The sequence below is a fragment of the Azorhizobium sp. AG788 genome (genome assembly GCF_943371865.1).
Taxonomy (GTDB): Bacteria; Pseudomonadota; Alphaproteobacteria; order Rhizobiales; family Xanthobacteraceae; genus Azorhizobium.
Genome location: NZ_CALRWL010000030.1, coordinates 41,543 through 64,724 on the forward strand (window position 1 = coordinate 41,543; position 23,182 = coordinate 64,724).

Genomic DNA, 23,182 nt, shown 5'->3' on the forward strand with positions numbered 1-23,182 from the left:
TCACGTTTCCGTAAGGCGACTGCGCACACGTTCGTTACTTGTTTCGCCGACGAACATCCCTAAGTTCCCCCTCAACGAAGCGACGCCGCACAGCCGGCTTCGCTTCGCCACAGAGGCGTTCCTTCCGGTCATTCCCCCGACCGGCCCCGCCTTTCAAGAACAGCCGGCAGCCGCTGACTGCCCTTCCCGCCCCCGCGGGAGGAAACGGGCGCGCGCCGGCAGAGTGAGACCTAGGAGATTTCCAAATGCGTACATTCAATGCTTCGAAGATGCTTGCCGCCTCGCTGGTCGTCGCCGGCCTCGTGGGCGCCACCTCGTCGGCTTTCGCCGATGAGTACATCTCTCAGGCGAACAAGGAGCAGTATGCGGTGTCCGCCGGCGAGAGCACCGCGCAGCGCCTTCTGCCCCGTGAGGCCGCGCCCATGAGCAATGTGCGTGGCGAAACGCTCGCCCCCGTGGCCGCGCCGTCCTACGGCCCGTTCTCGGACCAGGATCCCCATTCTGGCCCGTCCCAGAACGGCTGATCCTGAAGGTCCCCGGCGCCCGCACGCCGGGGGCCTTTCCCCTCGGCGCCCCGAACGGGGACGTCGGTCGGGAAAGGCCACGGCGGGCGCACGGGTGACATGATGAAAGCCTATTTGCCCGGCCTCGGCCGGGCATTTTCGTTTGAGCGCTTAACCCGGTGCCGGCTTCGCGCCGGGCTGTAGCATGGCCTCGATGGCCAGCAGATCCCGCCACGCATAGCGCTTGCCCAGCGGGGTGCGCAGCAGATAGGCGGGATGGAAGGTGGCAATGGCCTTGATGGTGCGGCTGCCGGTGTCATAGGGCAGCACCCGGCCACGCATCTTGGTGATGCCCTCGCTGGCATCCAGCAGCGCCTGCGCGGACGGGCCACCCAGGCACACCAGAATATCGGGATCGGCCAGTTCCACCTGCCGCTTGATGAACGGCAGGCAGATGGCGGTCTCCTGCGGGGTCGGGGTGCGATTGCCCGGCGGGCGCCAGGGAATCACATTGGCGATATAAGCCGAGGTGCGATCCAGGCCGATGGACGCCAGCATCAGATCCAGCAACTTGCCCGAGCGGCCGACGAACGGCAGCCCCTGCACATCCTCATCGCGCCCCGGCGCCTCGCCCACGAACATCACTTTCGCCGCCGGATTGCCATCGGCGAACACCAATTGGGTGGCGGTGCGCTTCAGCGGGCAACCGTCGAACGCCTCCAGCAAGGCGCGCAATTCGTCGAGCGACACGGCGGTGCGGGCAGCATCGCGGGCGGCCATGACCGCCACGTCTGGCGCGTGCGCGGCGACCTGCGGCCCGGATCCGGCCGACACATGCCCCTGCGGCGTATGCACCGCAGGCAGATGCGGCGCCGGCGCGCCCCCGCCCGGCGCGGCCGTGGCGCGGTCCGGTGGCGTCGCACGCGAATCGCCGCGCGCGGCCGCCCGGCGCGCCTGTTCGGCGGCGCTCTCGGCAAAACGGTCCACCGCCACCTCGCCCAGCGCCACGTCCACGCCGGCTTCCAGATGGAAGGCGAGGATGTCGGCCCAGTCGTCGCGTGCGGGGGAATCCATTGTGATCCTATAAGTCAGCGGCTGATCCTATACGAAAGGCGATCCGCGCTGAAGGCGCGGAGCGTCTTTTGCGATACCCGCCATAAGCGCAAAGCGAATTGTCATCGCGCACCAACCGTGGAAGAACTCCAACTTCCGTGCCGGCACAAGTCCGGCGCGTGGTGTCACACCAGAAGAGGGAACGGCCATGAGCGAGGCGGAACTGCCGGAACGGGAAGGCATGGACTACGACGTGGTGGTCGTAGGCGCCGGACCCGCGGGGCTCGCCACGGCCATTCGCCTGAAGCAGATCGCGCAGGAACGCGGCGCCGACATCTCCGTGGTGGTGGTGGAAAAGGGCTCGGAAGCCGGCGCCCACATCCTCTCCGGCGCGGTGGTGGACCCCACCGGCCTCGACGCTTTGCTGCCCGGCTGGAGCGAAGAGAGCGACGCGCCTTTGACCACCAAGGTCACTGACGACCATTTCTATCTGCTTGGCCCCGCCGGCGGCGTGCGCCTGCCCAATTTCGCCATGCCGCCCTTGATGAACAATCACGGCAACTACATCGGCTCGCTGGGCAATCTGGTGCGCTGGCTGGCGCAGAAGGCGGAAGCCATCGGGGTGGAGATCTACCCCGGCTTTGCCGCCGACGAACTGCTCTATGACGACAAGGGCGCCGTGCGCGGCATCGCCACCGGCGACATGGGCGTGGACAAGGACGGCACCCCCAAGGGCGAATTCACCCGCGGCATGGAATTGCGCGGCCGCTACACCGTGTTCGCCGAGGGCGCCCGCGGCCATCTCACCAAGCGCCTGATCGCCAAGTTCGGGCTGGACGCCCACAGCGAGCCGCCGAAATTCGGCATCGGCCTGAAAGAATTGTGGAAGGTCGACCCGGCCAAGCACCGGCCCGGCCTGGTGCAGCACGCCTTCGGCTGGCCGCTCGACCCCAAGACCGGCGGCGGCGCGTTCCTCTATCACATGGAAGACCACCAGGTGATGGTGGGCTTCGTGCTGCATCTGAACTACCAGAATCCCTATATCTCGCCGTTCGAGGAGTTCCAGCGCTTCAAGACCCACCCCATGTTCCGCGACACCTTCGCGGGGGGCAAGCGCATCTCCTATGGCGCCCGCGCCATCACCGAGGGCGGGTTCCAGAGCGTGCCGCGCCTCACCTTCCCCGGTGGCGTGCTGGTGGGCTGCGCCGCCGGCTTCGTGAACGTGCCGCGCATCAAGGGCAGCCACAATGCGGTGCTCTCCGGAATGCAGGCGGCCGAGCATCTGGCCGACGCGCTGGACGCCGGGCGCTCCCATGACGAAGTGGCGAGCTACGAGCAGAGCTGGCGCCGCTCCGCCGTGGGCCGCGACCTGCACAAGGTGCGCAACGTGAAGCCGCTGTGGTCGAGGTTCGGCACCTATGTGGGCATCCCGCTGGGCGCGCTGGACATGTGGACCAATACGCTGGGCTTCTCCTTCTTCGGCACGCTGAAGCATGGCAAGACCGACGCCGCCAGCCTGAAGCCCGCCGCCGGCTTCAAGCCCATCGCCTATCCCAAGCCGGATGGGGTGCTCACCTTCGACAAATTATCCTCGGTGTTCATTTCCAACACCAATCACGAGGAAAACCAGCAGGTCCATCTCAAGGTGCGGGATCTGGAGCTACAGAAGCGCTCCGAGCACGACATCTATGCCGGCCCCTCCAACCGCTATTGCCCGGCGGGGGTCTATGAGTGGGTGGAGGAGACCAGCGGTCCGCGGTTCCAGATCAACGCCCAGAACTGCGTCCACTGCAAAACCTGCGACATCAAGGACCCCAACCAGAATATCGACTGGACCGCGCCCGAAGGCGGCGGCGGGCCGAACTACCCCAATATGTGAGCCCCATCGGGCCTCTCAGACGCAAACGGGCGGCCTTGGGCCGCCCGTTCTGGTTTTGGGGGTGAAACGGCAGCAACTGGGCGAGCGGCCCGCGCCGCGCCAGACCATGCAAGCGACAACGCCCCCTCGCCCGCGCCGCGCCCCGGCGCCCGTCATCCGCTGACCTTAGTGGCCCTCGAACGCCATCAGCGTGCGCACCGGCACGCCCATGGCGCGCAATTTCTCCGCCCCGCCCAGATCCGGCAGATCGACGATGAAGCAGGCGGCGATCACCTCGGCGCCGATCTGGCGCAGCAGCTTCACGGCGCCCTCGGCGGTGCCGCCGGTGGCGATGAGATCGTCCACCAGGATCACCCGCTCGCCGGGCTCCACCGCATCCACATGGATCTCCATCTCGTCCTCGCCGTATTCCAGCGCATAGGCCATGCGCACGGTCTGGTGCGGCAGCTTGCCCTTCTTGCGGATCGGCACGAAGCCGGCGGAGAGCTGGTGCGCCACCGCGCCGCCGACGATGAAGCCGCGCGCCTCGATGCCCGCCACCTTGTCGATCTTGGCCCCCGCCCAGGGCTGCACCAATTCATCCACCGTGCGGCGGAAGGCGCGGGCATTGCCCAGAAGGGTGGTAATGTCGCGAAACATCACCCCGGGCTTGGGATAGTCCGGGATGGAGCGTACAACGGAAGCAAGATCGAGCATAAGCGGCGTCATGGCTGAGGTCTCGGGCCTGGAGTCTCGGGAAGGGGCCGTGCGGCACCGCGGATCTGTCCCAGCCGCCTCGGGAACCGACGTCCCGGGATCCGGGAACCGCATGTCGGGACGTCGGCTCCCAAAGCCTTGATCTGGTAGACGAATTTGTCACGGCATCTGGGAGCCAGATGCCAGGGTTCATCCACTAGCATCGTTTCGGCTGGCGCACAAAGGGCGCCGTGCAACCGTCACCCAAGCCTCTTATGATCGGTTGAGTGATACCCCTCATTGCGGGGTGCTGCGCCATGCCAATTCGGTTCGTAAAACGGACGTTTGCGATGCCATTTCTCACTCGTCGCCGCTTCGTGGCCCTGTCCCTCGGTACGGCTGCCGCCGCCGCCACGCGCCCGGCCCACGCCGCGACCATCGAGCCCTACACCGCGGTGGCATTCGAGGCCGCCAACAAGCTGGATGCCCCGGTCTATCTCCACGTCTATGCGCCGTGGTGCCTGCAGTGCTTCACCCAGGACACGATCCTGCAGAAGCTGCTGGCCGAGCCCAAGTTCGCCGCCGCCACCTTCCTGCGCGTCTCCTATGACGACCAGGAGAACGTGGTGGCCGCCCTCAATGTGCCCCGCGCCACGCTGATCGCCTATCGCCGCGGCCGGGAAACCGGGCGCCTGTCCTGGAGCGTGGCCCCGGACGAGATCCAGAAGGTGCTGCTGTCTGCGCTCCCAGTGGTCCCGCAACGCCCGGGCTGATGCCGGGAGCGTGCGCGGTGGGAGATGATCCGGCGCGATCCGGCGGGCGTAAGGATGTTCGATCCTTGAGGGCGCCGCCGTGGCGCCCGGTTTTGCAATGGTGCGCCATGCTCCTGACCCGCCGACACGTCGCGCTGCTTGCGCTGTCTCTGCCGCTGGCCGCCGCCGCCGCCCCCGCCAGCGCCGCCGTCTTCCAGCCCTATACGTCCGCCGCCTTTGCCGCCGCGGTGAAGGCGGGCGGTCCGGTCTATGTGCATGTCTATGCGCCCTGGTGCCTGCAATGCCGGGCGCAAGAGGGCATTCTGAATGGCATTTTGACCGCGCCGGCCTATGCGAACGCCACCTTCCTGCGGGTGACCTATGACGCGCAGAAGGACGTGGTGGCCGAGCTGGGCGTGCCGCGCTCCACCCTCATCGCCTATCGCGGCGGCAAGGAGACCGGGCGCATGTCCTGGGGCGTGACCCAGGATGCGGTGGAAAAAGTCCTGAACTCGGCCCGGTGAAAGGAACTGCCCCGGCCCCGCGGCCGCGCGGCGGACACATGTCATGATCTATGCGCTGAGCTTCCTCGCCGGCCTTCTGACCATCCTCAATCCCTGCGTCCTGCCCTTGGTGCCGGTGGTGGTGGCGGGTGCCGCCGCCTCCGGTCGCCTCGGGCCGCTGGCCCTGGCGCTGGGGCTGGCCACCAGTTTTGCGGTCAGCGGGGCGATCCTCGCCTCGCTGGGGATCGAGTTCGGCGAATCCCGCGGCTTGCGGGTGGCGGCGGCGCTGCTGCTGCTGCTGGCCGGCCTCGCGCTGCTGCTGCCGGCGCTGGGCGCGCGCCTCGGGGCCGGACTGGCGCCGCTCTCCGCTCTAGCGGGGCGGCTGGCGGGGGGCGTGTCGTCCGGGCTGGTGGGGAATTTCGCCACCGGCGCGCTGCTGGGCTTGGCCTGGGCGCCGTGCGTGGGGCCGACCTTGGGTGCCGCCTTCGCTCTGGCGGCATCCGGCGGTTCCAAGCTGGAGGCCGCGAGCGCCATGGCGGTGTTCGCTTTGGGGGCAGCGCTGTCGCTGCTGCTGGCCGGCACCGGCATCGGCTATCTGGCTAGCCGCGCCCGCGGGCGCCTCGCCGGGGCGGCGGCGCTCAGCCGCCGGATCTTCGGCGGGGCGCTGATGGTGGTGGCGGTGCTGATCCTCACCGGCCTGGACAAGGCCCTGGAAGGCATCGTGGTGCAGGCGCTGCCGGACTGGTTCGTGACCCTCGCCACCCGGTTCTGAGCCGTCGGCTTAGATCGTCCTGCCCGGGACTGCCGAGCGGGTGCCCGGCGCCGCCGGGTGCCTGCCGCCTTCCGCGGATCGCCCGGTCAGCCATACGGCACCGCGGCACGGCCCGATGCCATCCCCCAAAACAAAACGGGCGCCCGAGGGCGCCCGCTTGATCGATGCCTGCGCACCGGACCTTCGAAAGTCCATCGCCTCAGTGGGCGACGTTCTTCCACACCTTCTTCTTGGTGAAGTAGAGCAGGCCGGCCAGCACGAACAGGAACACGAACACCTGGAAGCCCATGCGCTTGCGGGCGTCCAGATGCGGCTCGGCGGCCCACATCAGGAAGGCCGAGACGTCGCGGGAATACTGGTCCACGGTGGCCGGGCTGCCGTCGGTATATTCCACCTGGCCATCGCTCAAAGGCTTGGGCATGGCGATCTGCTTGCCGGGGAAATACTTGTTGTAGTGCAGGCCGGACTGCACCTTCACGCCTTCCGGCGGATCCACATATCCGTTCAGCAGCGCATGGATATAGTCCACGCCGCCTTCCTGATACTGGGTGAAGGCATCGGTGATGAAGCCGGGGAAGCCCACGTGGGAGCCACGGGCCTTGGCGATCACCGACAGATCCGGCGGCAGCGCGCCGCCATTGGCCACGCGGGCGGCGGGATCATTGGGGAACGGCGAGGGCCACGGGTCCGACAGGCGGCCGGGGCGTTGGAACATCTCGCCCTGGTCGTTGGGTCCATCGGTGATCTGGTATTCCGACGCCACCGCCTTGGCCTGGCCTTCGCTGAAGCCCGGGCCACCCTCTTGGGCGAGGTTGCGGAAATACAGGAAATGGGCCGAGTGACAGGAGGCGCAGACCTCCCTGAACACCTTGAACCCGCGCTGCAACTGCGCGGGGTCGTAGGTGCCGAAGGGGCCGGCGAACGACCAGGATTCCCGGTGGGGAATGTCGTCATGGCCGCCTTCAGCCGCCCGCGCCGGGGCGCTGAACACGAGTGCCGCCGCGACGGCACCGAAGAGAATGGTCTTTTTCATCATCTTTCTCTCCACCTGCCCGCTCAGCCCTTGGTCTGCGGGGCGGATGCCCCGGCAATGACCGTCGCGCCACCTTTGGCCAAAACCGCGTCGGCGATCGAGGCCGGGAGGGGCTTCGGGCGCTCGATCAGGCCGAGCACCGGCAGGATGATGATGAAGTGGGCAAAGTAATAGACCGTCAGGATGCGGGAGGCGATCACATAGCCGCCTTCAGCCGGCTGGGAACCGAGGTAGCCCAGGCCCACCGCCACCACCGCGAAGATCCAGAAGAACTGGCGGTACAGGGGACGATAGCGGGCCGAGCGGACCTTGGAGGTGTCCAGCCAGGGCAGGAAGGCGAGCACCACGATGGCGCCGAACATGCAGATCACGCCGCCGAGCTTGTCCGGAATGGAGCGCAAGATGGCGTAGAACGGCAGGAAGTACCATTCGGGCACGATGTGCGCCGGGGTCGAGAGCGGGTTGGCCGGAATGTAGTTGTCCGGATGGCCCATATAGTTCGGCGTGTAGAAGATGAACCACGCGAAGAACAGCAGGAACACCACCATGGCGAAGGTGTCCTTGATGGTGGCGTAGGGCGTGAAGGGCACGGTGTCCTTCGCGATATTCTTCACGTCGATGCCGTCGGGATTGTTCTGGCCCACATGGTGCAGCGCCCAGATATGGAGCCCGACCACGCCGGCAATCATGAACGGCAGCAGATAATGCAGCGAGAAGAAGCGGTTCAGCGTGGGGTCACCCACCGAATAGCCGCCCCACAGCCACTGGACGACCACTTCGCCAATGCCCGGGATCGCCGAGAACAGATTGGTGATGACGGTGGCGCCCCAATAGGACATCTGGCCCCAGGGCAGCACGTAGCCCATGAAGGCGGTGGCCATCATCAGCACATAGATGATCACGCCGAGGATCCACAGCACTTCGCGGGGCGCCTTGTAGGAGCCGTAATAGAGGCCGCGGAAGATGTGGATATAGACGGCGATGAAGAACATCGAGGCGCCGTTGGCGTGGATGTAGCGGATCATCCAGCCGTAATCCACGTCGCGCATGATGTGCTCGACGCGGGCGAACGCGATCGGCGCATAGGCCGCATAGTGCATCGCCAGCACCACACCGGACAGGATCTGCACCACCAGCATCATGGTGAGGATCGCGCCGAAGGTCCAAAAGTAGTTCAGATTCTTGGGGACCGGATAGGCGATGGCGCTGGAATGCACCAGACCCACAAGCGGCAACCGGCTCTCGAACCAGCGCGCCAGCTTGTTCTTGGGCTGGTAGGTGGAGTGTCCTTCCATGGGGCCAACCTTTTATTGAACTGGCGACGCGCGCGTCAGCCGATCGTGATCTTGCTGTCGGAAACGAAGGTGTAAGGCGGCACCGCCAGATTAAGCGGTGCCGGGCCGACGCGGACGCGGCCCGAAGAATCATATTGCGAGCCGTGGCAGGGGCAGAACCAGCCGTCGTAATTGCCCTGATGGCCGATGGGCACGCAGCCGAGATGGGTGCAGATGCCGATGACCACGAGCCAGTTGTCATGGCCCTTCTTGACCCGGTCCTGGTCGGCCTGAGGATCGATCAGGCTGTTCAGCGGCACCGCGCGGGCCAGTTCCACGTCCTTGGGGGCGCGGTTGAATACGAAGATCGGCTTGCCACGCCACTGCGTGGTGATGATCTGGCCTTCCTGGATCGGCGACAAATCCACCTCGGTGGTGGACAAAGCGAGCACCGACTTGTCCGGCTGGAGCTGGGCGACGAAGGGCCAGACCATCCCGGCGACGCCAACGGCGCCAACGGCACCGGTCGCGATGTACAGGAAGTCCCGGCGGGTCGTCTGGGTCGTCTCCGTATGTGCCACGGCGCTTTTCCTCAATCGTCAGTCCGGTCAGACCGTCGCGGCGCGCAGTTTCTGCGGGAAGGGCCCGCGCGGGTTGCCCCGTTGTCCGCGCGCGGCGCGAGGTCGAATGTGGCAGGCCTCCCCAGAAATGGAGAAGATGCACCTTCGAGCGCCTCTAATTGCACCCTCTCAAGCCCTTGTCCAGATCGCCGCCATGCGGCACGCGGTCCTGCCATCGCCATATTTACGCCCGATCTGCGCCCAAACCGGAAACCGGCCCCATGATCCTTGCTTTGTACTGCCCCGACATCGCCCAGAATGCCGGCACCTGCCTGCGCACCGGGGCCTGTCTGGGGGTGCCCGTCCACCTCATCGAGCCCGCCGGTTTTCCGGTCAGCGGGGCCGCTTTTCGCCGGGCCGGCATGGATTATCTCGATGCCGCCGACTGGCATCGCCATGCCTCCTTCGCCGCGTTCGAGGCCTGGCGCACGGCCGCCGGGCACCGCCTCGTTCTGTTCACCACCAAGGGGGCGGCGCCCCTGCACAGCTTTTCATTCCAAAGTGACGATGTGCTGCTGTTTGGCCGCGAGAGCGCCGGCGTGCCGCAGGAGGTGCACGAGCGCGCCGATGCCCGCCTGCTGATCCCGCTGCGCCCCGGCATGCGCTCCTTGAATGTGGCGGTGTCCGCCGCCATGGCGCTGGGCGAGGCCCTGCGCCAGACCGACGGCTTTCCGGCGATGGCCTGATCCGGCACGGCGCCGACGACGCTGCGCGATTCGCGCCAGCCGCCGTTTCGGCCCTGCCCTTCCGCCTGGGGCGGGCTCGGGCTAGAACGCCCCTCCCCATTGCAGCGGAGCCCCGCCATGATCGCAGCCCATATCGAGGCCCATAAAAGCGAAGCCCGGGCCTGGTTCGAGGCCCTGCAAGGGCGCATCATCGAGGCCTTCGAGACGCTGGAGGACGAAGCCTCCGAGGCGCTCTATCCCGGCGCGCCGGGCCGGTTCGAGCGCTCGCCCTGGAACCGCACCGACCATAGCGGCGCCCCGGGCGGCGGCGGCGCCATGGCCTTGATGCGCGGGCGGCTGTTCGAAAAGGTGGGGGTGCACACCTCCACCGTGTTCGGCGAGTTCGCCCCCGAATTCCGCGACCAGATCCCCGGCGCTTCCGAAGACCCGCGCTTCTGGGCCTCGGGCATTTCGCTCATCGCCCATATGCACAGCCCGCATGTGCCGGCGGTGCATATGAACACGCGGTTCGTGGTCACCACCAAGAGCTGGTTCGGCGGCGGCGCCGACCTCACCCCGGTGCTGGACGCCCGCCGCACCCAGGACGATCCCGACACATTGGCCTTCCACGCCGCCATGCAGGGCGCCTGTGCGCCCCACGCCGTGGCGGACTATCCGCGCTTCAAGACCTGGTGCGAGGAGTATTTCTTCCTCAAGCACCGCAATGAGCAGCGGGGCATCGGCGGCATCTTCTATGACTGGCTGAACAGCGGCGATTTCGCCGCCGATTTCGCCTTCACCCGCGATGTGGGCACCGCCTTCCTGGACATCTATCCCCATCTGGTGCGCGCCAACATGGCCAAGCCCTGGACCGAAGCCGAGCGCGAGGAGCAATTGATTCGCCGCGGGCGATACGTGGAATTCAACCTGCTGTATGATCGCGGCACCATCTTCGGCCTGAAGACCGGGGGGAACGTCGCGTCGATCCTCTCCTCCATGCCGCCGGTGGTGAAATGGCCTTAAAGCCGGCAACCGACGTTGTCGTGGCGGCGCCTTGTAATGCCGCTGTCACGCAACACCGCTAGGCCGACGTGCCGTCCATCAGGAGATACGCCATGGCCTTCGCACCGGGTGACATTGTTCAGCTCAAATCCGGCAGCCCCGCCCTCACCGTGATCTCCGAGACCGGAGAGACCGTTGAAGTGGTGTGGTATTCCGACGAAGTCGGTGAATTCCGCACCAACTCTCTCCCCGCCATCACCCTTGAAGCCCTCGAAGTCGTCGACTTCGAAGAGGACGAGGATGAAGAGGAAGAAGACGACGAGGCCTGAGCGCCGCGCCCGGCTTGCGTCGGGCGACTGAGAATTCTTTCGGCCGGCCCGCGCCCACCCGCGCGGCGCCGGCCGTTCGCTTTTTTGGCAGCGGCGTTGGGGGACGCTCGACGTCGCGATTACGCGCTGTCCGGCGGTTCTGAATCCTGGAGTGTGCGCGCGCGGGATGGTGCGTTGGGCGGTGGACAGCCAGCCACCCGGCCCTGAGCGTTTCACCCCCCGCCCTGCCCTCCCCCGCACGGGGGGAGGGTTCACCGATCGCAGGCGGCCGCATCCGCCAGCGCTGCGATCTGCGCCGCATCGGTGGGAAAATCCGCGGCGATCCAGGCCGCTTTGGCCTGCGCCAGCGCGGCGCCCAGCGCCGGCCCCGGCCGCAGGCCGCGCGCCATGAAGTCGGTCGCGGTGAAGGGACTGTCCGGCGGCACCCATGCCATCGCCATCTGCGCCAAGGCGGAGGGGTCACCCCCGCGCCGGGCGCAGGCGATCAGCAGCCGATCGAGAAACGCCGGCGCACCGATCCCATAGATCAGCGCCCGCGCCACCCGCGCATCGAGATCGGCGCGCACGGCGGGCGCCCCGCTGAGCGCCTCCAGCCGGGCAAATTCCGCATTGGACAGGCGCAGGCGCGCCCGCAGCCGCTCGGCATCCTCGCCGATGCGCACCGCGAGCACGCCGAGGCGCCGCATGGGGTCGGGCGTGAGATCGAGGGCCTGCTCCAGCTCCACCAGCCGGGCAAAGCCGCGCCCGTCGGCCACCCCGCCCAGGATGCGGCCCAGCAGCCCGGCCTCGCTCATGGTCACCAGGGTCGCCGCCGCGCCGGGCGCCACCAGCAGCTTCACCAGTTCCGCCCGGATCCGCTCCCGCGACAGACGGTCGAGCCCGGCCCGCAGCCGGATGGCGGCGGCCAGCGCGGGCGGGTCCAGCGGGCCGGAGCCGTAGGCGGCGTGAAAGCGGAACAGCCGCAGGATGCGCAGATGATCCTCGCGAATGCGGGTGTCCGGATCGCCGATGAACCGCACCTGGCGCGCCCGCAGATCCGGCAGGCCGCCCACCGGGTCGAACACCTGGCCGTGGGCGTCCGCATAGAGGGCGTTGAAGGTGAAGTCGCGCCGGGCGGCATCGCGCGCCCAGTCGGTGCCGAACCGCACCACCGCGTGGCGCCCGTCGGTCTCCACGTCCTCGCGCAAACTGGTGACCTCGAACGGCACCCCGGCGCTGAGCACGGTCACCGTGCCATGGGCGATGCCGGTGGGCACGGTCTTCAGCCCGGCGGCAGCGGCGCGGCGCACCACCTCGTCGGGGACGGCGGTGGTGGCCAGATCAATCTCGCCCACTGGGAGGCCCATCAGGGCATTGCGCACCGCCCCGCCCACCAGCCGGGTCTCGATGCCATCGCCATTGAGCGCTGCCAGCACCGCTTGCAGCGCCGGGGCCTGGAACCAGGGGGCTCCGGCCAGCGACGGCAGGGCGTCGGTGCTCATGTGGGGATGCTCACTTGTAATAGCCGGGCTGGAACACCCCGTCCTTCATCTGCGCCGGCACATAAACGCTGCCGGGGGGCGCGCTGTTTTCCATTTCGAACACATAGAGGCCGACGGCCACCAGCAGCACCGCGGCCACGGAACAGGCCACCAGCGCGCGCGGCGACCAGTGCTCGGGCACCATGGAGCCGCGCAGCGCCAGCAGCACCAGGGCGTAGGCGACGAACGGCGACAGGAACAGCGCCGTCTCCACCAGGATGGTGCGGATCATCAGGCATATACTCGCATATAGAGGTTGCGCAGCAATCCGGCGGTGACCCCCCAGATGAAGCGCTCCTCATAGGGTATGGCATAGAAGTAGCGCCGCACCCCGTCCCGTTCGCGCGATTGGCGCTGATGGTTGGCCGGGGTCATCAGGAAGGCCAAGGGCACCTCGAACGCCTCCTGCACCTCGGCGGGATTGAGGGTGAGGGCATAATTGGGCGCCACCAGCCCCACCACCGGCACGATCCAGAAATTGGTGCCGGAGAGATAGCCATCCAGAAACCCCAGCGGCCGCACCAGATGGCTGGCCAGCCCCACCTCCTCGCGCGCCTCGCGCAGAGCGGCATCCACCTCATCCTTGTCGCCCGGATCCACCCGCCCGCCGGGAAAGGCGATCTGGCCGGCATGGGTGGACAGGGTGGTGGCGCGCAAGGTCAGCAGCACGGTGGGTTCCGGCCGCGCCACCACCGCCACCAGCACCGCCGCATGGCGCGGCGCCTGGCTGGGCGGGGGGCGATGGTCGGAAATGGCGTGGTCGCCGTTCACGCTGGCATAGGCGCCGTGATCATAGTCCGGCGGCGGGACCGGCGACAGGCGGGTGCGGGCCCGCGCCAGGAAATCCGCCAAAGGCGAGGCCTCCGGCGCGCTGGGGTCCGGTTCGGCGGGATCAGGGTCGGATTGCAGGGTCACGGGCGGAACAGACCTTCCGGCTTTGGCGGGCACTGAGAGGACACATCAGACGCTGACGAGATCAAGGCCTGCGGCGGGCATCATGGGGTAGAAGGCCGCCCCCGAGGCCACGCCGAACATAGGCACGCCGTCGCAGCTTCGCACCTCGCCCCGCTCCACCAGATCCAGATAGACCGCGCGGGTGAGCCGCGCCTCCAGGCCGAACCGCACATGCACATAGGGCCGCAATTCGCCCGGCTCGGCACCGGGCGCGAAGCGCAGCTCATGGCCCGGCCCGGCGCGCACCAGATCGTCCATATTGGTGCGGAACACCAGCACCGGGCCGGCGTCGGCATCCTCCACCGCCAGGTCCACCGCCAAGAACGGGGCGTCCTCCACCTGGATGCCGATCTTTTCCACCGGCGTTTTCAGCACAAAACGCTCGCCCTCGCGGGTGAGCACCGAGGCGAACAGCTTTGTGAGCGCCACCCGGCCGATGGGCGTGCCGCCATAGAACCAGGTGCCATCGGCGGCGATGCGCATGTCCATGTCGCCGCAATCGGGCGGGTTCCACGTGTCCACCGGCGCGGGGCCGCGGCCGCCAGCGGCCTTCACCGCCGCCATCAGCGCCCCCAGCCGGCCCGAAGCCGCGCCGGCGCTGGCATCGGCCGTCGCGGGCGTGGGAACATCCCGGTCAGTCTGGTCCATGATGGCCTCATACCTCGCGATGACGTGACGGGAGCATCCGCTGCGGCGCAAACGGATGGCTCGACGCGGCGCCAACATATCGTAAGCTGGTCGTTCCGGCAGGTGCGACCGCAGCGGGACAACCCCGCGGACGCCCGGTCGGGTCCGGGTCCGGCCCGAAATGCCGTCATCGTGCGGCTTCGGGCCTGCTCTCGCCGTCTTTCGCGGCGAGGGTACCGGCCAAGCGGAGACTTTAGGCATGTCGGCACCGAGCGAGACCTTCGACCTGGACCAGATGATCATCCGCAATGCGGAAGCCGCCGCCGCCAGCGTGCGCACCGCCCGCAGCGCCATCGCCTCGGTGATCTTCGGCCAGGAGACGGTGATCGACCAGGCGCTGATTACCATATTGGCCGGCGGCCATGCGCTGCTGGTGGGCGTGCCGGGCCTCGCCAAGACCAAATTGGTGGAGACCATGGGCACCGTGCTGGGCCTTGATGCCCGCCGGGTGCAGTTCACGCCGGACCTGATGCCCTCGGACATTCTCGGCTCGGAAGTGCTGGAGGAAAGTGCCGGCGGCAAGCGGGCGTTCCGCTTCATCCGCGGCCCGGTGTTCGCGCAATTGCTGATGGCGGACGAGATCAACCGCGCCTCGCCCCGCACCCAGTCGGCGCTGCTGCAATCCATGCAGGAATATCATGTGACCGTGGCCGGCGAGCGCCATGATCTGCCGAAGCCCTTCCATGTGCTGGCGACCCAGAATCCGCTGGAGCAGGAAGGCACCTATCCGCTGCCCGAAGCCCAGCTCGACCGCTTCCTGATGGAAATCGACGTGGATTATCCCGACCGCGATGCGGAGCGGCGCATCCTGTTCGACACCACCGGCGCCGAAGACACCAAGCCCCGCGCCGCCATGAGCGTGGAAGACCTGATGGCCGCCCAGCGGCTGGTGCGCCGCCTGCCGGTGGGCGAATCGGTGGTGGAAGCGATCCTCACCTTGGTGCGCTCTGCCCGCCCCGGCACCGCCGAGGGCGACGAGCAGCGCCTGATCTCCTGGGGCCCCGGCCCGCGCGCTTCCCAGGCCCTCATGCTGGCGGTGCGCGCCCGCGCCTTGCTGGACGGGCGCTATGCTCCCTCCCTGGATGACGTGGTGGCCTTGGCCGAGCCGGTGCTGAAGCACCGCATGGCGCTCTCCTTCGCCGCCCGCGCGGAAGGGGAAACCGTGCAGCGGGTGATCCGCCGCCTCGCCGCGAAGCTGGGCTGAGCCCCGCGTGGCCGAACGCCCGAACGCCCCGTCCCCGGCCCCCGATGGCGCGCCGGCCATGGCGCGCCTGTCCCATGATGCAGCCCAACTGGCGGCGGCCATGCCGCGTCTGGTGCTGGAGGCGCGGCGCATCGCCGCCTCGGTGCAGCACGGCGTCCATGGCCGGCGCCGCTCCGGCTCGGGCGAGAATTTCTGGCAGTACCGGCGCTTCAGCGACGGCGAGCCGGCCAATCGGGTGGATTGGCGCCGCTCCGCCCGCGACGACCATTTGTATGTGCGCGAGCGCGAATGGGAAGCCGCCCATACGGTGTGGATCTGGCCGGACCTGTCCGCCTCCATGGACTATGCCTCGGCCAAGCTCGCCCCCAAGCGCGAACGGGCGCTGGTGGTGGCGCTGGCGCTCGCCGACCTTTTGGTGAAGGGCGGCGAGCGGGTGGGCATTCCCGACATCATGCGCCCCACCGCCAGCCGGCGGATCATGGAGCGCATGGCGGAAGCCCTGCTGCTGTCCCCGGCTTTGCCCGCCAGCCTGCCGCCGGCCTTTCATCCCTCGCCTCTGTCGGAAGTGGTGCTGCTGGGTGATTTCTGGAGCCCCACCGTGGAAGTGGCCGCCGCCATCGAGCGCCTCGCCCATGGCGGCGCCCATGGGCATGTGATCCAGGTGGTTGACCCCTCCGAGGAAACCTTCCCTTTCACCGGCCGCATCGCCTTCCGCGAGCCCGAGGGTGGCGCCACCTTGACCGTGGGCCGGGCGGAAGCCTGGCGCGCGGATTACGAGACCCGCGTGGCCCTCCATCGCGAGGCCATCCGCGCCGCCGGGCAGCGCCTCGGCTGGGGCTTCCAGGTCCACCGCACCGACCGCCCCGCCAGCGAACTGCTGCTCGCGCTGCATATGCGCATGGGCGTCGGCGGTTTGGGTGCGGGCGGCATGGGTGCGGGCGCGGTGGGATCCGGCGCGCCGCAGGAGGCGCTGCCATGAGTAGGCGGCTTGGGACGCACCGATACGCGCTCCTGCGCGTGCTCGCGGGCCACGATGCAGGGGCAGAACGCCTGGAGCGGAAAGCGTTTCACCCCCCTCCCTGCCCTCCCCCGCAAGGGGGGAGGGTTCCCCCGCGGGGACGGAAACGTCACGCTGAAACCCGCGCGCCATCCCCCCTCCCCCCTTGCGGGGGAGGGTTGGGGTGGGGGGTGAAACGGCCACGGCCGGGCCCTCGCTCTGACCGCCATAACTCTCTCTTGCCCGCCGCCGTACCGATGGCCCGCGCTGGCCTGTGGAAGGACGCCCGCGCATGATGGGCTTGCCGCTGACGTTCGCCTCGCCGCTGCTGCTCACCGCCTTGCTGGCCTTGCCGGCGCTGTGGTTCCTGCTGCGGGTGGTGCCGCCGCGCCCGCGCGAACTGTCGTTTCCGCCCACCCGGCTGCTGTTCGACATCAAGCCCAAGGAAGAAAGCCCCGCCCGCACCCCGTGGTGGCTGACCCTGCTGCGGCTGCTGCTGGCGGCTTTGGTGATTCTCGCCGCCGCCGGCCCGATCTGGAATCCGCCCGCCGTCGCCCCCTCGGCCGGCGGGCCGCTGGTGATGGTGATCGACCAGGGCTGGCCCGCCGCCGCCACCTGGGGCCAGCGCATGGCCACCGCCTCCGGCCTCATCGACGAAGCCGCCGCCAATGGCCGCGGCGTGGCGCTGATCCCCACCGGCGATGTGCCCAAGGACGCCACCTTGCTGCTGCCGGCCCAGGCCCGCGACAAGCTGCGCTCGCTCTCCCCCGTCGCCTGGGCGCCCGCCCGCAAGGAGGCGCTGGCGCTGGCGGGCAAATATCTCGCCGCCAATGCCGACGCCGGCCTGGTCTATGTGAGCGACGGCGTCGACCTGAAAGCGGACCAGGAACTGGCCGCCGACCTTGCCGCCCTGAAAGGCGCCCGCCCGGCCTTGGTGGTGAGCGGCGGCGTCGCCACGCCCTTGGCTTTGGTCGCCCCCGACAATGCCCCCGGCGCCCTCACGGTGAAGGTGCTGCGCCCCGATGACGGCGGCGCCCGCAGCGGCCGGGTGGAAGCCCGCGACCTGCGCGGTCTGGCCCTGGGCGAAGCCCCGTTCGAATTCGCCCCCGGCGCGCGGGAGACGGAAGCCAAGTTCGACCTGCCGGTGGACATGCGCAACGAAGTCTCGCGGCTGGAGATCGTCGGCGAGCGCTCGGCCGGCGCGGTGCAATTGCTGGACAAGCGCTGGCGGCGGCGCACCGTGGGCGTGGTCTCCGGCGCCTCCAGCGACACCGGCCAGCCGCTGCTGGCCCCCACGTATTATCTCGCCCGCGCTTTGGGGCCGTTCGCCGATGTGCGCATGGGCGACAGCGGCGCGCCCACGGAGAATATCAACCGCTTCCTGGAGCAGCGGGTGCCGGTGATCATGCTCACCGACGTGGGCACCGTGCCCCCCGCCACCCGGGCGCGCCTCGCCAAATTCGTCGAGGACGGCGGGGTGCTGGTGCGCTTCGCCGGCCCGCGCCTCGCGAATGCGCAGGATGATCTGTTGCCGGTGCGCCTGCGCCGGGGCGGGCGGGTGCTGGGCGGCTCGCTGTCCTGGGAAACCCCGCAGGCTTTGGGGGCGCTCAGCCCCGACGGCCCGTTCCGCGACGTGAAACTGCCCAATGACGTCAGCGTCACCCGGCAGGTGCTGGCGGAGCCGGACGGCACCTTGGGCGAGCGCACCTGGGCGGCGCTGGCGGACGGCACGCCCTTGGTCACCGGCGCCCGCCGGGGCAAGGGCCTGATGGTGCTGTTCCACGTCACCGCCGACACCAGCTGGTCGAACCTGCCGCTTTCAGGCACATTCGTTGAGATGTTGCGCCGGGTCATCGCTCTGTCCGACACCACCGCTCCCGAAGCCGGGGCCGCCGACGCCGCGCGCGCGGGCGTGCCGGCGGGATCTTCGGCGTCCGCCAACCCCGCCGCCGCCACCGTCGCCCCCACCCGCCTGCTGGATGGCTTCGGCGCCTTCCGGCCCGCCGGCCCCACCGCCCGCCCGGTGCCGGCCACCTTCGCCGGCCGCGGCAGCGCCGAGCATCCCCCCGGCTTCTATGGCCCGCCCGATGCCCTTTTGGCGGTGAACACCTTGCTGCCCGACGACCGGCTCGCGCCCCTCGACCTCTCCGCTTTGGGCGGCACCCCGGCTTCGCCGCTGCGCGAAAGCGAGCCGCGTGATCTGCGCGGGGTGGCTTTGGTGGTGGGCATGGGCCTGCTGCTGCTGGATGCCCTCGCCGTGCTGCTGTTGGCCGGAGGGCTCGGGCGCCTGGGCCGCCGCCGCGCCACCGCCGCCGCTTTGTTCGCCGCGCTCGCCTTGGGCGCGGTGCCGCTGGCCCCCGCCCCGGCGCGGGCGGATGCGGCCAGCGATTTCGCGGTCAAGGCCACCGCCCAGACCCGCCTCGCCTATGTCACCACCGGCAATGCGGAAGTGGACGACATCAGCCGCGCCGGACTCGAAGGCCTTACCACCTTCCTCGCCCAGCGCACCGCCCTGCAGGCGGGCGAGCCCATGGGCGTGGACATCGCCCGCGACGACCTCTCCTTCTTCCCGTTGCTCTATTGGCCGATCCTGCCCAGCGGCCCCCTGCCCTCGCCGGCGGTGCTGGCCCGCATCGATGCCTTCATGAAGCAGGGCGGCACGGTGGTGTTCGACACCCGCGACGCGCTGGAGACCACGCAGGTGCCCGGCGCGCCGCTCTCCCCCGCCGCCGCCCGGCTGCGGGAAATCCTCTCCGGTCTCGACATTCCGGAACTGGCGCCGGTGCCGCGCGACCATGTGCTGACCAAGGCCTTCTATCTGATGAAGGATTTTCCGGGCCGCTTCACCTCCGGCACCACCTGGGTGGAAGCTTTGCCCGCCGCCCGCGACGGCGAGGACCGCCCCGCCCGCGCCGGCGACGGCGTCTCCCCGGTGATCATCACCTCCAACGATCTGGCCGGCGCCTGGGCGGTGGGCAAGAATGGCGAGCCCCTGCTGCCGCTCACCCCCGGCGAGCCGCGCCAAAGGGAAATGGCGTTCCGCGCCGGGGCCAACATGGTCATGTACATGCTGACCGGCAACTACAAGGCCGACCAGGTGCATGTGCCGGCGCTGCTGGAGCGGCTTGGCCAATGAGCGCGCCCTTGCCCTTCCGCCTGCCCCCGCGCCGCGCCCCGATGCCCGCTGAAAGGCGCCCATGACCTACGGCCTCGCGTTCGAACCCTTCCTGCCCTGGCCGGTGCTGGGCGCCATCGCCGCCGTAGCTGTGGTGCTGGCGCTGGCGCTGGTGGCCTCGCGCACCCGCGGCGCCGCCTTCCGCGCCTTGGCGCTGCTGGTGGGGCTGGTGGCGCTGGCCAATCCCTCGCTGACGCGGGAAGAGCGCGAGCCGCTGTCCTCCGTGGTGGCGGTGGTGGTGGACAAGTCCGCCAGCCAGAATTTCGGCGAGCGCACCCAACAGACCGACGCCGCCCGCACCGCGCTGGATGCCCGGCTGAAGCAGATTCCGGGCCTGGAAATCCGCACCATCGAGGCTGATGCCCGCGACGGCGAGACCGACGGCACCCGCCTGTTCGCGGCCCTCTCCGCCGGCCTCGCCGACGTGCCGCCGGAGCGGGTGGCGGGCGCCATCATGATCACCGACGGGCGGGTGCATGACGTGCCCGGCGAGGCGGCCGCTTTGGGCTTTTCCGCCCCGGTGCACGGCCTCATCACCGGCAAGGCCGGCGAGCGCGACCGCCGGGTGGCGCTGGAGAAGGCGCCGCGCTTCGGCATCGTCGGCCAGCGCCAGACGCTGACCTTCCGCGTCACCGACGAGGGCGCCCCGGCCGGCGCTCGCGTGCCCGTCACCGTGCGCCGCGACGGCGAGGTGATCGCCAGCCCGGTGGTCGCCACCGGCCGCAGCGCCCAGGTGGAGGTGGAGATCGCCCACGCCGGGCCGAACATCGTCGAGGTGGAGGTGGCCCCGCTGGAGGGGGAACTGACGCCCATCAACAACCGCGCCGCCGTCTCCATCGACGGCATCCGCGACAAATTGCGGGTGCTGCTGGTCTCCGGCGAGCCGAACGTGGGCGAGCGCACCTGGCGCAACCTTTTGAAAAGCGACGCCAATGTGGATCTGGTGCACTTCACCATCCTGCGCCCGCCGGAGAAGCAGGACGGCACGCCCATCAACGAACTGTCGCTGATCGCCTTCCCGACGCGCGAGCTGTTCCAGACCAAGATCCGCGATTTCGATTTGATCATCTTCGACCGCTACTCCCAGCAAGGGGTGCTGCCGCAGGTCTATTTCGACAATATCGTGCGCTATGTGCGCAATGGCGGCGCGCTGCTGGTGGCGGCCGGCACGGACTTCGTCGAGCCCGGCTCGCTGTTCAACACGCCGCTGGAAGAGATCCTGCCCGCCGCGCCCACCGGCCAGACCACCGAAGCGCCCTATGTGGCCGGCCTCACCGCCCCCGGCAAGCGCCATCCGGTGACCCGCGGCCTGCCGGGCGCCGAGAGCGAGCCGCCGAAATGGAGCCGCTTCTTCCGGGTGATCGATGCGGACGCCCGCTCCGGCGTCACGGTGATGCAGGCCCCGGGCGAGCGCCCGGTGCTGCAGCTGGACCGGGTCGGCCAGGGCCGCGTGGCGCTGCTGCTGTCGGACCATTTCTGGCTATGGGCGCGCGGCTATGACGGCGGCGGCCCCTATATCGATCTGCTGCGCCGGCTCTCCCATTGGCTGATGAAGGAGCCGGACCTGGAGGAGGAACGCCTGAAGCTCTCCACCGCCGGCCGCGACCTGGTGGTGGAGCGCCAGACCATGGGCGACACCGTGCCCACTGCGCTCATCACCACCCCCTCCGGCGCCACCCGCACGCTCACCCTCACCCAGGCCGAGCCCGGCCTGTGGCGCGCCACCACCCCGGCGGATGAACTGGGCCTATGGCGGGCGGTGAACGGGCCATTGACGGCGCTGACCAATATCGGCCCGCTGAACCCGAAGGAATTCGCCGAAGTCACCTCCACCAAGGACTGGCTCTCGCCCATCACCTCCGCCACCAGCGGCGGCCTGTGGCGCCTCGCCGATCTCAACGGCGCCGTGCCGCGGGTGGTGCAGGTGTCCTCCGGCGACCGGCTGGCGGGCGAAGACTGGCTGGGCCTGCGCACCCGCGACGTCTCGGTGGTGAAGGGCATCGGCCTGTTCCCGCTGTTCGCGGGCCTGTCCGGCCTGTTGCTGCTGCTGGGCGTGATCACGGCGGCCTGGGTGCGCGAGGGGCGGTGAGCCCCAGCGCTGCCGGACCGCTCACATATATTTGGCGTCGTGGCCGATCAGCAGGTCGCGTATGCCCTTCGGCACCGGAAAGCCGTAGCCGATCCAGTCGGTGAAGATGAAGGCGTCATCGGCGTGATAGGCGCTGGTGTAGAGATGCACGCCGACGATCTCCATGGCGATATAGAGCGCCTGGGCGGAATCGTGGCCGGCGGCATCCAGGGCCTGCTGCCGCTCCGGCCAGTCGATCTCGGTGCGGCAGACCCATGCGCCGCCCTTCTGGTAGGGCGCAAAGATGCGGATGGGGACATCCGCCTCGCCCTGCGGCGTGCGAACCCGCAAGGTGCGCCCGGCGACCACGGCATCTCCGGACCGGGCTGATGGGGGCATGGCGCCGTCCGCGACAGGATTGGAACACCAGCGACGCTAGCCGATGTTCCCGCTTTGTTCAATGATGATTTCAGCCCGCCCGGCCACCCCGGCTCCGACGCACCCAAGCCTCAGGCGGGAACGGCAACACCCGGCGCGTCGGCGGCCCGGCGGGCGGTGCTGGTTTCGTCGGTGGGGCAGATCAGGACGACGGAATTGGGGATCACCTGCTCCAGCTTGGTGATCATCACGTTGATCCGCTCCTGCACGCATCCCATGGACAGTTGGGAATCATAGCCCAGCATCAGCTCGATGAAATTGACCCCGCCGGCGCGGCGGGTGCGGATGCCGTGGAGCGCGTCATAGTCGTCATAATGGCTGGCCAGCACCCGCAGGAGGTCGAACTGCAGCCGTTCCTCCAGTGCCCGGTCGAGCAGGTCCAGCAGCGATCCCGACGCCATGCCCCAGAGGTGGTAGACGAAGAAACCGCACAGGGCGATGGCGGTGATCGGGTCGATATAGACCGCCCAGCCATAGTCCTTGAGCCAGGCGCCCAGCGAGAGCGGAATGACCAGGGCCAGGCTGTCGACGATGCCCATCAGATAGAAGCGGCGCTGGGCGTCCATCACCGGCGATTGGCCGCTCTGTTCCATGCGGCTGATGCGCCGCCACATCCAGGCGAAGAACCCGATGGCCACCAGATTCAGGACGATGGCGGTGGTGGCGCCCTCCAGCGGCACCGGCCGGTAGAGCCCCTCGATGGCCTGCCACAGCACCAGGGCCACGAACGCCACATTGGCGCCCGCCAGCCCCACATTCAGCAGGTTCTCCAGCTTATCGAGGCCGTAATTGTAGGTCTCGGTTCGGCCGCGCGCGGTCCGGCGCACCACCTGCCAGGACAGGAACATGGCGCAAACATCCATGGACAGGCCGAGCGTATCGGCAAACACCGCGGATGAATTGCTGACCAGCGCCGCATAAATCATCGGCACCAGAAGAAGGAGACTGGCAAAGAAGCCTTGCCGGCTTATTTTGTCTTTTTCTTCGTTCGAAGCCATCACCGCCGCCACAGTTTTAAACCGTTGGCGGATCTTCCATCGAAACCCGTGTCACCCTCATGACTTCAGCGGTACCAATCG

23 protein-coding genes are annotated in these 23,182 nt (G+C 68.8%); 12 read left to right on the plus strand and 11 right to left on the minus strand.

Annotation, left to right across the window (positions count from 1 at the left end; translation table 11 throughout):
- Positions 1 to 245: 245 nt before the first annotated feature.
- Entirely contained in the window at positions 246 to 524 is a 279-nt protein-coding gene (locus AAG816_RS17150) for a hypothetical protein (protein WP_341990878.1), read from the plus strand.
- 150 nt (positions 525 to 674) lie between these two features.
- On the opposite strand, the gene AAG816_RS17155 is transcribed toward AAG816_RS17150, so the two are convergent.
- Positions 675 to 1,577 carry a uracil-DNA glycosylase gene (locus AAG816_RS17155; protein WP_341990879.1) on the minus strand — a complete coding sequence of 301 codons (903 nt, stop codon included), beginning with the start codon at positions 1,575 to 1,577 and terminating at the stop codon, positions 675 to 677.
- Between the two features lie 187 nt (positions 1,578 to 1,764).
- Between AAG816_RS17155 and AAG816_RS17160 the strand changes: the two genes are divergently transcribed.
- Positions 1,765 to 3,435 carry an electron transfer flavoprotein-ubiquinone oxidoreductase gene (locus tag AAG816_RS17160; RefSeq protein ID WP_341990880.1) on the plus strand — a complete coding sequence of 557 codons (1,671 nt, stop codon included), beginning with the start codon at positions 1,765 to 1,767 and terminating at the stop codon, positions 3,433 to 3,435.
- 165 nt (positions 3,436 to 3,600) lie between these two features.
- Here AAG816_RS17160 and AAG816_RS17165 read toward each other — a convergent pair whose 3' ends face one another.
- Entirely contained in the window at positions 3,601 to 4,143 is a 543-nt protein-coding gene (locus AAG816_RS17165; protein ID WP_341990881.1) for an adenine phosphoribosyltransferase, read from the minus strand.
- A gap of 317 nt (positions 4,144 to 4,460) precedes the next feature.
- Between AAG816_RS17165 and AAG816_RS17170 the strand changes: the two genes are divergently transcribed.
- The 3 genes from AAG816_RS17170 (at position 4,461) to AAG816_RS17180 (ending at position 6,137) form a co-directional block, all read left to right on the plus strand.
- Positions 4,461 to 4,883, plus strand: coding sequence for a thioredoxin family protein (locus tag AAG816_RS17170; RefSeq protein ID WP_341990882.1), 423 nt, complete (start codon positions 4,461 to 4,463; stop codon positions 4,881 to 4,883).
- 107 nt (positions 4,884 to 4,990) lie between these two features.
- The gene (locus AAG816_RS17175; RefSeq protein WP_341990883.1) at positions 4,991 to 5,386 is read left to right on the plus strand and encodes a thioredoxin family protein; all 396 of its coding nucleotides are present in this window, start codon (positions 4,991 to 4,993) and stop codon (positions 5,384 to 5,386) included.
- Between the two features lie 43 nt (positions 5,387 to 5,429).
- Positions 5,430 to 6,137: a cytochrome c biogenesis protein CcdA gene (locus AAG816_RS17180; protein WP_341990884.1), complete on the plus strand. Its 708-nt coding sequence runs from the start codon at positions 5,430 to 5,432 to the stop codon at positions 6,135 to 6,137.
- Positions 6,138 to 6,336: 199 nt separating this feature from the next.
- Here the strand turns inward: AAG816_RS17180 and AAG816_RS17185 are convergent, their stop codons facing one another.
- The 3 genes from AAG816_RS17185 to petA are packed head-to-tail and all read right to left on the minus strand — an operon-like array spanning position 6,337 to position 9,025.
- Complete coding sequence (locus tag AAG816_RS17185; RefSeq protein WP_341990885.1) at positions 6,337 to 7,173, minus strand: cytochrome c1; 837 nt, start codon at positions 7,171 to 7,173, stop codon at positions 6,337 to 6,339.
- 20 nt (positions 7,174 to 7,193) lie between these two features.
- The gene (locus tag AAG816_RS17190) at positions 7,194 to 8,465 is read right to left on the minus strand and encodes a cytochrome b N-terminal domain-containing protein (protein WP_341990886.1); all 1,272 of its coding nucleotides are present in this window, start codon (positions 8,463 to 8,465) and stop codon (positions 7,194 to 7,196) included.
- Positions 8,466 to 8,500: 35 nt separating this feature from the next.
- Positions 8,501 to 9,025, minus strand: a complete 525-nt coding sequence (gene petA, locus AAG816_RS17195; RefSeq protein ID WP_341990887.1) for a ubiquinol-cytochrome c reductase iron-sulfur subunit — start codon at positions 9,023 to 9,025, stop codon at positions 8,501 to 8,503.
- A 260-nt stretch (positions 9,026 to 9,285) separates the two neighbouring features.
- Between petA and AAG816_RS17200 the strand changes: the two genes are divergently transcribed.
- The 3 genes from AAG816_RS17200 to AAG816_RS17210 all read left to right on the plus strand — a co-directional run bounded on the left by AAG816_RS17200 (position 9,286) and on the right by AAG816_RS17210 (position 11,060).
- Complete coding sequence (locus AAG816_RS17200; protein ID WP_341990888.1) at positions 9,286 to 9,750, plus strand: tRNA (cytidine(34)-2'-O)-methyltransferase; 465 nt, start codon at positions 9,286 to 9,288, stop codon at positions 9,748 to 9,750.
- Positions 9,751 to 9,867: 117 nt separating this feature from the next.
- On the plus strand, positions 9,868 to 10,752 hold the full coding sequence (gene hemF / locus AAG816_RS17205) for an oxygen-dependent coproporphyrinogen oxidase (protein ID WP_341990889.1): 885 nt from the start codon (positions 9,868 to 9,870) through the stop codon (positions 10,750 to 10,752).
- Positions 10,753 to 10,844: 92 nt separating this feature from the next.
- Entirely contained in the window at positions 10,845 to 11,060 is a 216-nt protein-coding gene (locus tag AAG816_RS17210) for a DUF2158 domain-containing protein (protein WP_341990890.1), read from the plus strand.
- Positions 11,061 to 11,311: 251 nt separating this feature from the next.
- Here the strand turns inward: AAG816_RS17210 and AAG816_RS17215 are convergent, their stop codons facing one another.
- From AAG816_RS17215 to AAG816_RS17230, 4 genes are read right to left on the minus strand one after another with little or no spacing between them, the layout of a single operon-like run.
- Positions 11,312 to 12,541 carry a CCA tRNA nucleotidyltransferase gene (locus AAG816_RS17215; protein ID WP_341990891.1) on the minus strand — a complete coding sequence of 410 codons (1,230 nt, stop codon included), beginning with the start codon at positions 12,539 to 12,541 and terminating at the stop codon, positions 11,312 to 11,314.
- Between the two features lie 10 nt (positions 12,542 to 12,551).
- Positions 12,552 to 12,812, minus strand: coding sequence for a DUF6111 family protein (locus AAG816_RS17220; RefSeq protein ID WP_341990892.1), 261 nt, complete (start codon positions 12,810 to 12,812; stop codon positions 12,552 to 12,554).
- The gene (locus AAG816_RS17225) at positions 12,812 to 13,489 is read right to left on the minus strand and encodes a CoA pyrophosphatase (RefSeq protein ID WP_341990908.1); all 678 of its coding nucleotides are present in this window, start codon (positions 13,487 to 13,489) and stop codon (positions 12,812 to 12,814) included. Before AAG816_RS17225 ends, AAG816_RS17220 begins: the two co-directional genes overlap by 1 nt.
- 51 nt (positions 13,490 to 13,540) lie before the next feature.
- Positions 13,541 to 14,182: a DUF1285 domain-containing protein gene (locus AAG816_RS17230; RefSeq protein ID WP_341990893.1), complete on the minus strand. Its 642-nt coding sequence runs from the start codon at positions 14,180 to 14,182 to the stop codon at positions 13,541 to 13,543.
- A 238-nt stretch (positions 14,183 to 14,420) separates the two neighbouring features.
- Here AAG816_RS17230 and AAG816_RS17235 point away from each other — a divergent pair, with 238 nt between their 5' ends.
- The 4 genes from AAG816_RS17235 (at position 14,421) to AAG816_RS17250 (ending at position 21,686) form a co-directional block, all read left to right on the plus strand.
- A complete protein-coding gene (locus tag AAG816_RS17235) occupies positions 14,421 to 15,425 on the plus strand; it encodes a MoxR family ATPase (protein WP_341990894.1) in 1,005 nt (334 codons plus the stop codon).
- Between the two features lie 58 nt (positions 15,426 to 15,483).
- A complete protein-coding gene (locus AAG816_RS17240) occupies positions 15,484 to 16,404 on the plus strand; it encodes a DUF58 domain-containing protein (protein ID WP_341990909.1) in 921 nt (306 codons plus the stop codon).
- 310 nt (positions 16,405 to 16,714) lie between these two features.
- Positions 16,715 to 19,558: a DUF4159 domain-containing protein gene (locus tag AAG816_RS17245; RefSeq protein ID WP_341990895.1), complete on the plus strand. Its 2,844-nt coding sequence runs from the start codon at positions 16,715 to 16,717 to the stop codon at positions 19,556 to 19,558.
- Positions 19,559 to 19,619: 61 nt separating this feature from the next.
- Entirely contained in the window at positions 19,620 to 21,686 is a 2,067-nt protein-coding gene (locus AAG816_RS17250; RefSeq protein ID WP_341990896.1) for a hypothetical protein, read from the plus strand.
- 21 nt (positions 21,687 to 21,707) lie between these two features.
- On the opposite strand, the gene AAG816_RS17255 is transcribed toward AAG816_RS17250, so the two are convergent.
- Positions 21,708 to 22,064 carry a hypothetical protein gene (locus AAG816_RS17255; RefSeq protein ID WP_341990897.1) on the minus strand — a complete coding sequence of 119 codons (357 nt, stop codon included), beginning with the start codon at positions 22,062 to 22,064 and terminating at the stop codon, positions 21,708 to 21,710.
- A gap of 110 nt (positions 22,065 to 22,174) precedes the next feature.
- Positions 22,175 to 23,101: a cation transporter gene (locus AAG816_RS17260; protein ID WP_341990898.1), complete on the minus strand. Its 927-nt coding sequence runs from the start codon at positions 23,099 to 23,101 to the stop codon at positions 22,175 to 22,177.
- Positions 23,102 to 23,182 lie beyond the last annotated feature (81 nt).